Below are 13499 nucleotides of genomic sequence, written 5' to 3'. Positions count from 1 at the left end.
CCGCATCCAGCCGCCCCGCCGCCGCGACACGCGCCACGGTCAGCCGCTTGGCCTCGGCCTGATAGGCATCTTCCGCCAGATTGAGCGCCCGGCGCAGGCCAGCGATATTCTTCTCGCCGCCGTCCAAGGCCTCCAGCCGCTTGCGCAGCCCTTCGGCAAATGTGCCCAGATCATCGGGCAAGACGCCATGCTTGCGGGCCAGCGCGCGGATGGCGAACAGCCGTTCCTCCAGCGCCTCCAGCTCGGCGGGGTTGAAGTCCAGCGCTTGCAGGCAGGCCTCGACCCCCGATTGCGCCTCTGACAGCTCCATCAGCGCCCGGTTCAGCGCGCCGATCGGCGCCTCCAAAGCGCCTGCTGCATGATCGGCGGCGCCCTCCAGCCGACGAAGCGCCTCCAGCAGCAGGGCCTCGGCCCCCTGCTCCGAGATGCCGGCATGGGCGCGCGACACTTCGCTGCGGATTTTCTCGGCCCCCTGCATGGCGCGGCGCCGCGCGTCCAGCGTGGCCTCCTCGCCGGGTTCGGGGTTCAGCTTGTCCAGCTCGGCCACGGCATGACGCAGAAAATCTTCCTCGGCCCGCACCGCCTCCAGCGCGGTTTCCGCCTGCATCAGCGCCTTGCGCGCGCCGCCAAGCGCGCCCCAAGCCGCACGGGCGGGCGCAAGGTCAAGGCCCGCAAAGGCATCCAGCATCTGACGATGGCCGCGCGGATTGAGCAGCCCCCGGTCATCATGCTGGCCATGCAGCTCCACCAGCGTTTCCGACAGCGCCCGCAGCACCTCGCCGGAAACGCGGCGGTCATTGGCCCAGGCGGTCTTGCGGCCATCGGCATGGTTGACCCGGCGCAGGATCAGCTCATCCTCGGCCTCGATCTCATATTCCTCCAGCACGGCGCGCGCCGCATGGCCCGGCGGCAGGTCGAACACCGCGACCACCTCGCCCTTCTCGGCCCCGGCCCGCACCAGCTCGGCCCGGCCGCGCCAGCCCAGCACAAAGCCCAGACTGTCGAGCAGGATCGACTTGCCCGCCCCGGTCTCGCCGGTCAGCACATTCAGCCCCGGCTGAAACGCCAGCGAAAGCCGATCAATGATCAGCATGTCGCGAATATCAAGAGATCGCAGCATCAAAGCACCCGTAGGGCGGGCTTCACCCCGCCGCCCTTACAACCACTCGCCCTTGATCATCTGGCGATAGACCTTGGCCAGCCAGCCATCGCCCTTCACCTTCGGCTCCAGCCCGCGCGAGGTGAGCAGCTTGTAGCTGTCCTGATAGAAGGGGCTGGACTTGTAGTTATAGCCCAGAATCGCCCCGGCGGTCTGCGCCTCATCCGTCAGGCCCAGTGCCAGATAGCTTTCCACCAGCCGGTGCAGCGCCTCGGCGGTGTGGGTCGTGGTCTGGAAATCCTGCACCACCACCCGGAAACGGTTGATGGCCGCCGTGTAATGGCCCTTCTTGAGGTAGAAGCGCCCGATCTCCATTTCCTTCGCGGCCAGATGGTCAAAGGCGAGATCGAATTTCAGAATGGCCGACCGCGCATATTCGCTGTCGGGATATTCCTCGATCACCTCGCGCAGGGCTTGCAGCGCCTGGAAGGTCAGGCCCTGATCGCGGCCCACCTCGTCGATCTGGTCGTAATAGGACAGGGCAAGCAGATATTTGGCATAGGCCGCATCTTCATCGCCGGGGTAGAAATCCAGGAACCGCTGTGCCGCCTGACGGGCATCCTCGTATTCCTTGGCCTTGTGATAGGTGAAGGCCTGCATGATCAGCGCGCGGCGCGCCCAATCGGAATAGGGATACAGCCGCTCGACCTCGGCAAAGTAGCGGATGGCGCCTTCGGTATCCTTGTCTTCCTCCAGCGTGAACTCGCCCCGCTTGAAGATCTGCTCCGCGCTCAGCGTATCAAGGGCCGGTTCCTTGGCCGCACCGCCGCCACAGGCAGCCAGAAACGCCGCCAGCAAGAGCCCGCCCAGGATGCCAGCACCCGAAGTTCCGCCGTTTGTCTCTCGCACGTCTGCCTCGTCAAATCCTGCCTGCGCCGGGCAAAACCTGCCGCCGGGCGCATTGCCCGCCCGCAAGGCGGGAAGGCGTTCGGCTTGTCCTAGCACAGAAAAATCGGCGGCGCAAAACGCCTTTCGGCCTTCCGGCTCACTCAGGCGTGAAGCGGCGTCACCATCGGCAGATCGCCGCGATGCACGCCCATGCCGGGCAGCTTGCGCTCGGCGGTGCCGCCCACCTCGACAAAGCGATAGGCGCTCGGGTCGGCGAACAGCGCGCGCAGCAGGCGGTTGGTCATGGCGTGACCGGCGCGGATGCCGGTATAGCGGCCCAGAATCGGCCCGCCCGCCAGCGCCAGATCGCCAAGCGCATCCAGCATCTTGTGGCGCACCGGCTCGTCGCTGTGACGCAGACCGCCGGGGCTCAGAACCTCGCCATCCTCGAACACCACCGCGTTTTCCAGCGTGCCGCCAAGCGCCAGCCCATTGGCGCGCATGAAATCGACATCGGCTTGCAGGCAGAAGGTGCGGCTGTCGCACAGCTCGCGCACAAAGGCGCCATTGGCCATGGACAGGTGCTTTTCCTGCCGCCCGATCCCGGCCTCGGCAAAATCAATGCGGAAGTCGATCTCCAGATTGTCCGAAGGCTCCAGCCGCGCCACCGCCTCGCCCTCGCGCACTTCGATGGCTTTCAGCACGCGAATGGCCCGCACCGGCGCGGGTTGCGCCAGAATGCCTTGCGCCAGAAAGGCCTGCACAAACGGCACCGAGGAGCCATCGAGGATCGGCACTTCCGGCCCGTCGATTTCGATCAGCGCGTTGTGGATCGCACAGCCCGCCAGCGCGGCCATGATATGTTCGATGGTGGACACGCTGGTGCCTGCGGCATTGGCCACGAGGGTGCAAAGTTTCGAGGGCACAACGGCATCCCAGCGGGCCGGGATCAGCGCATCGGCCCCCGCCACATCGGTGCGGCGGAACCAGACCCCGGTATCCACCGGCGCCGGATGCACGACCATGCGCACCGCTTCCCCGGAATGCAGCCCCAGTCCGGTAAAAACCGCGGCGGATTTCAAGGTGTTTTGCACGTTCAGCCCCCAAGATGGAACCAGGTTTCCGCGCGCATCGCCAAGGGTTTTCTGAAGAAAATCCCATAGGACATGCCGCGAAGTTTAGGTAATTCCGGGAGGGCGTGAGAACAACTCACTCTTTGTAACCGGATGTAACAGTGGCCCAAAGCCCCTGCAACACAGCGCCACAGCAAGAATAATCCCTTGTTTTACAAAAGAAAAATGCCCGGCAACCCGGGCATCTTCAAAACATGGCGTGAGGATGACGCGGCGTCGCGCCCCCTGCCCTCAATTAGCCTGACGGCGCAGGAAGGCGGGAATCTCGATCCGTTCCTGATCGGCCGAAAGCTCAGGCTCCTCGTCGTAAGAGGACACTTGCGGCTGCTGGCGCGGGGCCGGACGCTCGGCCGGAGCCTCGGAGGCATGGCCAGCCATGCGCCCGATCAGCGAGCCGATGCCAAAGCGCGGCTTTTCTGCGGCGCGGGCAGGCGCCGGGGCGGGCGCGGCCGGGCGCTGTGCGGTCGGCTGCGGGCGCGGCGCGGCTGCGGCGGCCGGAGCCTTGCTGACGGCGGCTTGCAGACGGGCCAGCGCCTCGGGCGAGGGTTGACCTGCCGGGCGCGGGCGCGGCGCGACAAAGGCGGCGGCGTCATCGTCATGGGCGGCAAAGCTGCGCTGCGGCTGTTGCTGCGGTGCGGGCGCCGGGCGGTAGGCGGGCGGCGGCACATCATCCATCGCGGCCTCTTCCGGCTGCTGGAAGGATTGCGGCTGGAAGGCCTGCGGCTGCTGCGGCGCATCGAACAGGGCGGCCTGTTGCGGGGCAGCTTGCTGCGGTGCGGGCTGATAGGCCTGCGGCGCGGGTTGCGGCGCCGGCTGATGCGCTTGCGGCGCCGGATTCACCTGCACATTCACCGTCGAGCGCGGGGCGACCGGGGCGGGCTCTGCCGGGGCGAAGGTCGGCGCGGCGCTGCCCATCGGGCGGCGCGACGGGGTCTCGGCGCGGTTCGACTGCGAGGCGTCGATGCCGGTGGCCACGACCGAAACGCGGATCGAGCCTTCCATATTCGGGTCCAGCGTGGAGCCGACGATGATATTCGCGTCGGGATCGACCTTTTCACGAATGATATTCGCGGCCTCGTCCAGCTCGAACAGGGTCAGGTCATAGCCGCCGGTGATGTTGATCAGCACGCCTTTGGCGCCATTCAGGCTGATCTCGTCCAGCAGCGGGTTGGCAATGGCCTTTTCGGCGGCCTGCACGGCGCGGTCTTCGCCGGTGGCCTCGCCCGTGCCCATCATCGCCTTGCCCATCTCGTCCATCACCGAACGCACATCGGCGAAATCGAGGTTGATCAGGCCGGGGCGCACCATCAGATCGGTCACCCCCTTGACGCCCTGATACAGCACGTCATCGGCCAGGGCGAAAGCCTCGGTGAAGGTGGTGCGCTCATTGGCGAGGCGGAACAGGTTCTGGTTCGGAATGATGATCAGCGTATCGACGACCTTTTGCAGGGCCTCAATGCCCTCCTCGGCCTGCCGCATCCGCTTGTTGCCTTCAAACTGGAAGGGCTTGGTCACCACGCCGACGGTCAGCACGCCCAGCTCGCGCGCGGCCTGCGCGATGATCGGCGCGGCGCCAGTGCCGGTGCCGCCGCCCATCCCGGCGGTGATGAAGCACATATGCGCCCCCGCCAGATGATCGACGATGGCCTCGATGGTTTCCTCGGCAGCGGCGGCGCCGACCTGCGGACGCGCCCCCGCCCCCAGACCCTCGGTCACTTTCGGGCCCATCTGGATGCGCGAGGCCGATTTCGACTGCTGCAAGGCCTGCGCGTCGGTATTGGCCACGACGAACTCGACGCCTTCCAGCTCTTTCTCGATCATGTTGTTGACGGCATTGCCGCCAGCCCCGCCCACACCGAACACGGTGATGCGCGGCTTCAGATCCTGCTGCGGGGAGTTCATCATCAGATTCAAGGTCATCGCAAATCCGCCTGCTTTTTTGCTTACGCCGCCAGTTTTTTCATTCATTTCCAGCGACCTGCCGCACCTGTCCCGAACACGGAGTCACCGAATTATCCTCAATTCTATCCACAGACAGCGCCAAGGTCACGAGAAAAACGCAATTAACCCACAAAATATGGGGGATAAAAGGTCTTTCTCGGCGGGATTTCGCCGTGAGCGCAGGATGTGGGGGTTACCAGTTGTCGCGGAACCACTTGATAGCGCGCTTCAGCGAACGCGCCGGGTATTTCTCGGTCGGGATGTCGAAATCCCACCATTCATCCTGCGGGCTGGTGGCGAACAGACACAGCCCCACCGCCGAGGAAAATTCCGGCCCCGTCCCCGCCTGCGGCAGGCCCTGAATGCGCAGGGGCCGCCCCAGCCGAACCCGCTGGCCAAGGATTCGCGCCGCCAGCATGTCTAGCCCGGGGATCTGGCTTGCACCACCCGTCAGCACGATCTGCTGGCTGGGCAGATGATCGAAACCGGCCGCATCCAGCCGGGCGCGCGCCTCTTCCAGAATTTCCTCGACGCGCGGACGCATGATGCCGATCAGCTCGGTCCGGCTCACGCGGCGGCGGTCTTTCTCCCAGTCGCCGCTGTCGCCGCCCATCTCGATCATCTCGCGATCGTCTTTCGACATCGCCTCCACCCCGCCATGCACGCATTTGATGCGCTCGGCCACCGCCATCGGCACTTGCAGGCCCTTGGCAATGTCAGAGGTGATGTGATCGCCGCCCATACGGACCGAATCCGCATAGATCATGTGTTTCTTGATGAAAATCGAGATGCCGGTGGCACCGCCGCCCATGTCGATACAGGCCGCGCCCAGCTCTTGCTCGTCTTCCACAAGACTGGAAATGCCCGAGACATAGGCCGACGAGGCAATCCCCGCCAGTTCCAGATCGCAGCGCCGGATGCAGAACAACAGGTTCTGCACCACCGAGGCCTCGACCGACAGCAGGTGCATGTCGCAGGCCAGACGGTTGCCGATCTGCCCGCGCGGATCGCCCAGACCCGAACGATGATCGAGCGCAAAGTTCACCGGCTGGGCATGCAGCACCTCGCGCGCCTGCCCGATATCGGGCATGTCGCAAGAGGCCAGCACCCGCGCCACATCCTGTTCGGTCACCACGCTGTCGGCCAGCTCGATCTCGCCCGCCAGACCATAGCTGCGCGGCTCGGCGCCCGAGAAACAGGCGATGACGTGATCCACCCGCACATTCGCCATCTTCTGCGCCGCCTGCACGGCGGTGCGGATGGCGCGCTCGGTCTCGCTCATCACCGCGATCTCGCCAAAGCGCACGCCGCGCGACCGGGTGGTGGCCGCGCCGATGATGCGGAATTGCGATTGCCCCGCCATGGACCCCACGCCGTCACTGTCGCGGCGGCGCTCCGGCCCGTCAAAGCGCAGAACAAGGCAGGCGATTTTCGAGGTGCCAATGTCCAGAATGGCCACCACGCCCCGTTGCATCGCGGCGCGGCGCATGTTCCGCATGGCCCGTTGGGATTGATAGAGATCGGTCACAGGTCGTTCTCCACGGTGACAATGCCCATGGCGCGGCGCATGTCGCGCAGCGCGGCAGGGGCCAGACGCAGGGTTGGGCGCTGCTGATTGCGCAGGTCCAGGGTGAGAATGTCGCGGTTCATCAGGTCTTCGGCCTTGTCCAGCGCCAGCAGGCGCTCCAGCGCGCGCACCGGCTCATGCGCGGGCAGCAGGATGCGCTGGTTGCGATCCAGCACCAGATCCCAGCGGCGCTCGCCCATCCGCACCAGCCCGCGCAGGCGCGGCAGCACGGGGCCCGCAGCCGCCACGATCTCCAGCGCCTCGGCGGCGGCCAGATTGGCGCCCTCGCCCGCGATCACCGGCAGGTCGGGCCGGTCGGATCGGGTCAGGATCTTCGCCACACGGCGCCCGGTTTTGTCCAGCAGATCAAGCTCTTCGCCACGACGCCAGACCAGAACCGGCAGGCGCTCGGTAATCGCCACCTCCAGCGCGCCCTGCCCGCCCACCTTGATCGAGACGCTTTCCACCGCATCCAGCGTCGCCACCTTGGCGCGGGCGGCCTCCAGATCAATGTCAAAGCTCGACAGCGGCAGTTTCAGCGCCAGCATGTCACGGATCGCCGCATCCAGCGAGGGCGAGGCGCCGGTGATCTGCACCACATCGACCCGGAATTCCGGCCTGTTTTCAACGCTTTCGCGCCATTCATCCACCTGCGCCACCAGCGCGGCGCGGCGGGCATCATTGCCCAGCCACAACAGCCCGACCAGCGCGATGGAGAAGGCAGGCACCCCCACCCGCACCAGCACGCGGAACAGCGGCGTCAGCCAAAGGCGCTGCATCCGATAGGCTGCCCGGGTCGGCGCCGGGTCGCGGCGCACGGGGGCCTGTGCCGGATCACGGCGCTGCGACGCTTGCGCCGGCTGCGCCGCCACAGGCCGCGCGGCCCGCACGGGCGCTGCGGGCTGGTATCTGCGCTCGGCCACTAGCGGTCGCATGAGGCATCCTCCACGATCCAGGCGCAAAGTTCGGGGAAGGACAGCCCGCAAAACGCGGCCTGTTCCGGCGCGAGCGAGGTCGGCGTCATGCCCGGCTGGGTGTTGGTCTCCAGCAGGATCAGCCCGGCCAGACCGCGGCTTTCATCCCAGCGGAAATCGGTGCGGCTCAGGCCCCGGCAGCCGATGGCGCGATGCGCCCGCAAGGCGTAATCCATGCAAGCCTCTGAGATTTCATCCGGAATTTGAGCGGGGATCACATGGCTCGACCCGCCGACGCTGTATTTCGCCGCGTAATCATACCAGCCCGAGGTCACAATATCCGTCACCGCCAGCGCCCGGTCGCCCAGCACGGCGCAGGTCAGCTCGCGCCCCGGCGCATAGGTTTCCACCATCACCGTCTCGGGCATCGAGGCCGCCAGCTGCGCCGGACGGTTCGCCCCCTTCGCCACGATATAGACCCCGACCGAGGAGCCCTCGTTATAGGGTTTCACCACATAGGGCGGCGGCAGGATGTGGCGGGCGCTCGCCTCCTCGCGGCTGGCCAGCACGCTTTCGACGATGGGCAGACCGGCGGCGCGATAGGCCTCCTTGCTGCGTTGCTTGTCCATCGCCAGGGCCGAGGCCAGCACGCCGGAATGGGTATAGGGGATGCGCAGCCATTCCAAGATGCCCTGCACGCAGCCATCCTCGCCCCAGCGACCATGCAAGGCATTGAAAACACAATCAGGTTTGATCTCAGCCAGGCGCGCGGCCAGATCGCGGCCCGCATCGACCTCGATCACCTCGTAACCAGCCACCCGCAGGGCATTGGCGCATTCACGCCCCGACGACAATGAAACCTCGCGCTCAGCGGAGGGTCCACCCATCAATACCACGATACGGGAGCCTGTCTTGCCTGACATGCCCGCCATTTACTGCCTCGCCGGGGTCTTTGCCCCGAATTCTTGTTATTCTGCCGTCGGTTCGCCGACACGCATGATTTCCCACTCTAGCGTGATCCCGCTGGTTTGGAAAACCCTTTTTCGCACTTCCTCGCCCAGATTTTCCAGATCAGCGGCCGTGGCGCCACCGGCATTGATCAGGAAATTGGAGTGCATCTGGCTCATTTGCGCGCCGCCGAGCCGGGCGCCGCGCATCCCGGCATCGTCGATCACCTTCCAGGCCTTGAGGTCATGGCTGTCATCGGCACGACCGGTGGAGGAATGCCCCACGGGGTTGCGGAAGGTGGAGCCTGCGCTGCGATCCTTGGTAGGTTGGGTCGCGTCGCGCTTGGCCAGCTGGTCGGCCATGCGGGCCTCCAGCGCGGCCGGGTCGCCCTCTGGCGCGCGGAAGGTGGCGCTGATGACCACGGCGCCTTCGGGCAAATCGGATTGGCGATAGCGCAGATTGAGCTCCGACGCGGGCAAGGTTTCCACCTGCCCCGCCCGGGTCACGATCTGGATTTCTTCAAGAAAATCAGCTACATAATCACCATAGCACCCCGCATTCATCCGCACCGCCCCCCCGATGGACCCGGGGATCGTGCGCAGGAAGGTCAGGTCCAGCCCGGCCTCGGCGGCGCGGCGGGCGAGGTGGGCGTCGAGGGTGGCGGCGCCGGCGGTGAGGCGGTTGCCGGTGATTTCAATGGCGTTGAAACCCCGGCCCAGGCGGATCACCACAGCCCGGATGCCGCCATCGCGCACGATGAGATTGGAACCCACGCCCATGGGGAAGACCGGCACAGAGGGGGGAAGCTCTGCCAAAAAACCTGCCAGATCAGACACATCCGCAGGCTGGAACAGGTAATCCGCAGGCCCGCCGACACGCAGCCATGTCAGATCGGAGAGGCTCCGGTTCGGGGTAAGCGTGCCGCGGGGGGTGGGAAGCGCATGGGTCATGCCCGCGTTTTGCCAGCGCCGCCGGGCTGAGACAAGGGGGAATGGCGTGTATAGTTTCGGGGGTGAAAAGGGGGGGACGGATAATGGGGTGTACGCTTTGGGCGGGGGATGGAGGGGGATGGGGGGGAGGTACGGGATAGGTTCGTCGCGGTAGCACCACGAGAGGCTCGGGTCCTGTCTGTTCACCCTAGCCGTGGATGTGCTGAAGGCCATGCCGGCGTCGCCCCTGTCGCGCGGGCGGACAGTGAGATTCAGCGACAGGCTGGAAGCAGGTTCTTCGAAGAACTGGCGGTGGAACGGCGGCTGGTCCGATACATGCGAGGGACACCTGTCCGCGTGTGGGAACGGATTGCGGGACGGCGGGCCGAGTCCCTAGACTGCATGGTCTATGCCTTGGCCGCCCGCACGCTAGTCGAGGTTGACTTGGGCCGCCGGGAACCGGAACTGACAACGGCGGCAGCCACCGCTAAAAGGCCGCAGATATTTTGGTCGCGTTGGTTGGGAATCAATATCTTGCCGATGCTAGGATGATCTGCACAGTTTCCTCTATTTGAGACGGCGAATTCACATGGAACTCACAGTATGGCGACCGGCTACGCTTTAGCTGAATGTGCTTGAAAGAATGGCGTGCTGGGTCCGCCTTTACCGAGACTAGAAACTGCTGATTTCGATTCTGAATTGTGATCGCGAGAAAGTTATGGGGGGCTGCGGTCCATTTGCGTCCTGCGCCTTCAACCAGCCTGTCATCATGGTGCCTTCGGACCTCTGACAGTACTCGGGCGATGATCGAAACCATGTGGGCTGGCAAATGCACTTTGCAGGCGGCAATGAACGCTTGGTCTCTCTCGGGAGCATCTGCCTGACTGGAAACATTCGCTTCAGGCTTAATGTTCTCTCCGGAATCCAGATCGACCAGAAGCGCGTCGTTGCCGCGCCCAATGTTCATGGCTGAAACGGCGTCGAGCGAAACGGCCATTGTACCAGTCTCTTTGTCGAAGACGGGTGAAGAGACCGCTAGAATACTGCGAAAGCCGTTTGACGATGCATTCTGGCCAAACCGGCGCACGTCGGATGGCTCTAGTTGTGCGGTCCAGGTGCCAGGCCCGATCTGTACGACACCTTCCAGCTTAAGTGACATCATGGCAGCCTCCAACTTTCTCGTTCAGTAAAATACTGTAGCAAATTACTGAGTTCAAGAGGGTGCCCACTCGTCCCACCACCCGCTGGACGCGGCCTTGTCCAGATGGTCTTCAACGTCCCTGATCTAGTGACCCACTAGTTCTCAACGCCGCCTCTGCAGATGAAGCGGTGCGCTCATTTAGACATAGCTACTAGCCACACATCCTTGCCGCTCCGTGCTGCACGCGCCACTAGGTGAAAGGGCAGCGACGGTGAGCACATCTACAGCTCATAAGTGGCGTGGTTTCCCCTAAGGTCTAGGTCAGGCAAGGCAGACCATACTTTTAGACCTTAGACGCCGGGGAGTATGGGGTCACACTGGAACGCACCGCGACGTAAACCCCAGCAAATAAAAGGGTTTTGCTCGATTTGGTACGTATCGGGATATAACCGTGGCAGCCCGTAGGGGAGTCGAACCCCTCTTCCCAGGTTGAAAACCTGGTGTCCTAACCGATAGACGAACGGGCCGCGGTTGGTGAGCGGGTGTTTAGGTCAGCCGCTCACCGGGTGCAAGAGGGAAAATCGCGCTCAGCCGTCGATTTTTGCGCCCATGATGGCGATGGCCTGCTGGTAGACGGTGGCGGCGTTCCATTCCTTGATGACGGCGAAGTTCGGCTGGCCTTCCTGATAGCCCGCGCCCGGCTGCCAGCCCTTCTGGGCGAGGAAATTGGCGGTCGAGGCGAGGGCGTCGGCCTGTTTGGTCAGGTCCACCCGGCCATCGCCGTCGCCATCCACGCCATAGCGCAGCACATTGCCGGGCAGGAACTGGGTGTGGCCCACTTCGCCATGCTTGGCGCCCAGGGTCTTGGTGCTGATGGCGCCCTGATCCACCAGCTTCAGCGCGGCGAGGAGATGCGGGGTGAAGTAATCCGAGCGGCGGCAATCATAGGCCAGGGTGGCGATGGCCGAGACCACATTGCTGTCGCCCATGAAATTGCCAAAGCCGGTTTCCATGCCGTGAATGGCCAGGATCACCCCGGCGGGGACGCCATATTGCGCCTCCAGCGACTGATAGAAGCCCGCATTCTTGGCCTTGCGCTTGCGCCCCTGCGAAACGATGGCATCGGCGCCGCGCACTTGCAGGAATTTTTGCAGCGAATATTTGAAACTTTTCTGGTTGCGGTCGGCGGCAATGGTCTTGGTGGCATAGCTGGAGCCCATCAGCGCGGCGATGCCCCGCTCGCCCACGCCGGCGGCGGCGGCCTCCTGCGCCATCACGGCTTTCCAGCTTTCATACTCGCCGCCGGTCTTGCTACAGGGCGCGGCCTGGGCCGCAGTGGTTGCCGTCACGGCCAGCGCGGCGGCGGTGACAAATGCCTTGAACTTCAACACCTGAAAAGCTCCCTTTGGAATTTGCGGCAGTTTACGTTCTTGCCCCAAGCGTGCAAGCATGGGGCGGGGAATTTCGCGCAGGCGTGATCATATCGCCGCGTTTCCGACCCCTGCCCTGCTCTTGGAGACCCCATGCCCAGTGATTTCGCCCCGACCGATCTTGATGCCGAGCTTGAGACCCGGCTGATCCGCTATTGCGCGGTGGACAGCCAGAGCGACGAGGAAAGCCCCTCCAGCCCCAGCACGGCGATCCAGCTGGATCTGGCGCGGATGCTGGCGGCGGAGCTGCGCGAGATGGGCGCGGCGGAGGTGCGGATCACCGATTATGGTGTGGTTTTGGCGGTGGTGCCGGGCAGCGCGCCGGGGCCGCGGATCGGCTTTGTGGCGCATATGGATACGGCGCCTGCGTTCCATGCGACCGGGGTGAAGCCGGTGGTGCATCGCGGCTATAACGGTGGGCCGATCACATTTGCGGACGCGCCGGGTTTGGTGTTGTCGCCCGAGGTCTCGCGGCATCTGGGGGCGAAGGTCGGGCATGATATTGTCACGGCCTCGGGGACCACGCTGCTGGGCGCGGATGACAAGGCGGGGGTGGCGATCCTGATGACCATGGCGCGGCATTTGCTGGCGCAGGGCGGGATGGCGCGGCCGGAGGTGCGGCTGGCCTTCACCCCGGATGAGGAGATCGGGCGCGGGGTGGATGCGCGCTTGCCCGCCGATCTGGCGGTGGATTTTGCCTATACGCTGGATGGTGGCGCGGTGGGCGAGATCGAATATGAGAGTTTCTCGGCCGATGGGGCGGTGGTGACGATCCCCGGGGTCTCGGCGCATCCGGGCTGGGCGAAGGGGCGGATGGTGAATGCGGCCACATTGGCGGCGCGGCTGGCGGCGTTTTTGCCGCAATCGACCCTGGTGCCGGAGGTGACGGAGGGCCGCGAGGGGTTCATCCATCTGTATCAGATCAGCGGCGGCGTGGCGGAGGCGGAGCTGCGCTTCATCCTGCGGGATTTCGAGCTGGAGGGGCTGGCAGCGAAGGGGGCGCTGTTGCAGGCGGCCTGTGCGGCTTTGCAGGCGGCGGAGCCGCGGGCGGTACTGCGTTGCGAGATCAAGCCGCAATATCGCAACATGCGCTATTGGCTGGAGAAGGACATGCGCCCGGTGGAGCTGGCGCGGGCGGCAGCGCGGGCCGAGGGGGTGGAGCCGGTCTCGGTGCCGATCCGGGGCGGCACGGATGGCTCGCGCCTGACCGAGATGGGGGTGCCCTGCCCCAATATCTTCACCGGCATGCAGGAGATCCATGGGCCGCTGGAATGGGTGAGCGTGCAGGATATGGCCGTGGCCACGCGCACCTGCCTGCGGCTGGTGCAGATGGCGGCGGAGTGAGGGGGGGCCGGATCAGGAAACGGAGCGCGTTTTCCAGGTGTGACCGAGGATAGCCCCGCCCTTCGGGGGGCCGGAGACAGAAAACGCATCGCGTTTTCCCGGCCCTGCGAAAGCGAGGACGCAAGACCTGTTCAGCATGTGATCGAGAGGCCAGTGCCTGCCCCG

The 13499-nt window shown here is 65.0% G+C and carries 12 protein-coding genes and 1 tRNA gene; 2 read left to right on the top strand and 11 right to left on the bottom strand.

The genetic code is table 11. The annotated features are described in order from the left end of the window. The 8 genes from JNN06_RS10895 to murB all read right to left on the bottom strand — a co-directional run. Positions 1–1120: AAA family ATPase (locus tag JNN06_RS10895; protein WP_291239615.1), on the bottom strand; the 1120-nt coding region annotated here is incomplete at its 3' end. A 36-nt stretch (positions 1121–1156) separates the two neighbouring features. Continuing rightward, positions 1157–1957: an outer membrane protein assembly factor BamD gene (locus tag JNN06_RS10890; RefSeq protein ID WP_291239617.1), complete on the bottom strand. Its 801-nt coding sequence runs from the start codon at positions 1955–1957 to the stop codon at positions 1157–1159. 191 nt (positions 1958–2148) lie between these two features. Next, positions 2149–3081: a UDP-3-O-acyl-N-acetylglucosamine deacetylase gene (gene lpxC / locus JNN06_RS10885; protein ID WP_291239614.1), complete on the bottom strand. Its 933-nt coding sequence runs from the start codon at positions 3079–3081 to the stop codon at positions 2149–2151. Positions 3082–3351: 270 nt separating this feature from the next. After that, entirely contained in the window at positions 3352–5040 is a 1689-nt protein-coding gene (gene ftsZ / locus JNN06_RS10880) for a cell division protein FtsZ (RefSeq protein WP_291239613.1), read from the bottom strand. Positions 5041–5254: 214 nt separating this feature from the next. Further along, entirely contained in the window at positions 5255–6589 is a 1335-nt protein-coding gene (gene ftsA / locus JNN06_RS10875; RefSeq protein WP_291239612.1) for a cell division protein FtsA, read from the bottom strand. After that, positions 6586–7563: a cell division protein FtsQ/DivIB gene (locus JNN06_RS10870; RefSeq protein ID WP_291239611.1), complete on the bottom strand. Its 978-nt coding sequence runs from the start codon at positions 7561–7563 to the stop codon at positions 6586–6588. Before JNN06_RS10870 ends, ftsA begins: the two co-directional genes overlap by 4 nt. Next, positions 7551–8474 (bottom strand): D-alanine--D-alanine ligase, encoded by a 924-nt coding sequence (locus JNN06_RS10865; RefSeq protein ID WP_291239610.1) that lies wholly within the window; start codon positions 8472–8474, stop codon positions 7551–7553. The genes JNN06_RS10870 and JNN06_RS10865 overlap by 13 nt, the downstream gene beginning before the upstream one ends. 36 nt (positions 8475–8510) lie before the next feature. Next, positions 8511–9440 (bottom strand): UDP-N-acetylmuramate dehydrogenase, encoded by a 930-nt coding sequence (gene murB / locus JNN06_RS10860; RefSeq protein ID WP_291239609.1) that lies wholly within the window; start codon positions 9438–9440, stop codon positions 8511–8513. A 108-nt stretch (positions 9441–9548) separates the two neighbouring features. Between murB and JNN06_RS17660 the strand changes: the two genes are divergently transcribed. Then, positions 9549–9971, top strand: coding sequence for a terminase gpA endonuclease subunit (locus tag JNN06_RS17660; protein WP_366812742.1), 423 nt, complete (start codon positions 9549–9551; stop codon positions 9969–9971). Here JNN06_RS17660 and JNN06_RS10855 read toward each other — a convergent pair. From JNN06_RS10855 to JNN06_RS10845, 3 genes are all read right to left on the bottom strand, one after another. Then, positions 9946–10581: a hypothetical protein gene (locus tag JNN06_RS10855; RefSeq protein ID WP_291239608.1), complete on the bottom strand. Its 636-nt coding sequence runs from the start codon at positions 10579–10581 to the stop codon at positions 9946–9948. The genes JNN06_RS17660 and JNN06_RS10855 overlap by 26 nt on opposite strands. 431 nt (positions 10582–11012) lie before the next feature. Further along, positions 11013–11087 (bottom strand) — tRNA-Glu (locus JNN06_RS10850). 60 nt (positions 11088–11147) lie between these two features. Next, positions 11148–11915 carry a lytic transglycosylase domain-containing protein gene (locus JNN06_RS10845; protein ID WP_291239616.1) on the bottom strand — a complete coding sequence of 256 codons (768 nt, stop codon included), beginning with the start codon at positions 11913–11915 and terminating at the stop codon, positions 11148–11150. A 168-nt stretch (positions 11916–12083) separates the two neighbouring features. On the opposite strand from JNN06_RS10845, the gene pepT reads away from it, so the two are divergent. Next, positions 12084–13334: a peptidase T gene (gene pepT / locus JNN06_RS10840; protein ID WP_291239607.1), complete on the top strand. Its 1251-nt coding sequence runs from the start codon at positions 12084–12086 to the stop codon at positions 13332–13334. Positions 13335–13499 lie beyond the last annotated feature (165 nt).

This window comes from Gemmobacter sp., assembly GCF_016792925.1.
Lineage (GTDB): Bacteria > Pseudomonadota > Alphaproteobacteria > Rhodobacterales > Rhodobacteraceae > Gemmobacter.
The sequence above is the reverse complement of the archived record's forward strand: the minus strand, read 5'-3'. Positions and strand labels throughout refer to the sequence as shown.

Bases quoted from the DNA above. Each gene is read 5' to 3' on its own strand.
- JNN06_RS10870 (WP_291239611.1), bottom strand. From the start codon at position 7,563: ATGCGACCGCTAGTGGCCGAGCGCAGATACCAGCCCGCAGCGCCCGTG.
- JNN06_RS10865 (WP_291239610.1), bottom strand. From the start codon at position 8,474: ATGGCGGGCATGTCAGGCAAGACAGGCTCCCGTATCGTGGTATTGATG.
- ftsZ (WP_291239613.1), bottom strand. From the start codon at position 5,040: ATGACCTTGAATCTGATGATGAACTCCCCGCAGCAGGATCTGAAGCCG.
- pepT (WP_291239607.1), top strand. From the start codon at position 12,084: ATGCCCAGTGATTTCGCCCCGACCGATCTTGATGCCGAGCTTGAGACC.
- JNN06_RS17660 (WP_366812742.1), top strand. From the start codon at position 9,549: ATGGAGGGGGATGGGGGGGAGGTACGGGATAGGTTCGTCGCGGTAGCA.
- JNN06_RS10855 (WP_291239608.1), bottom strand. From the start codon at position 10,581: ATGATGTCACTTAAGCTGGAAGGTGTCGTACAGATCGGGCCTGGCACC.
- murB (WP_291239609.1), bottom strand. From the start codon at position 9,440: ATGACCCATGCGCTTCCCACCCCCCGCGGCACGCTTACCCCGAACCGG.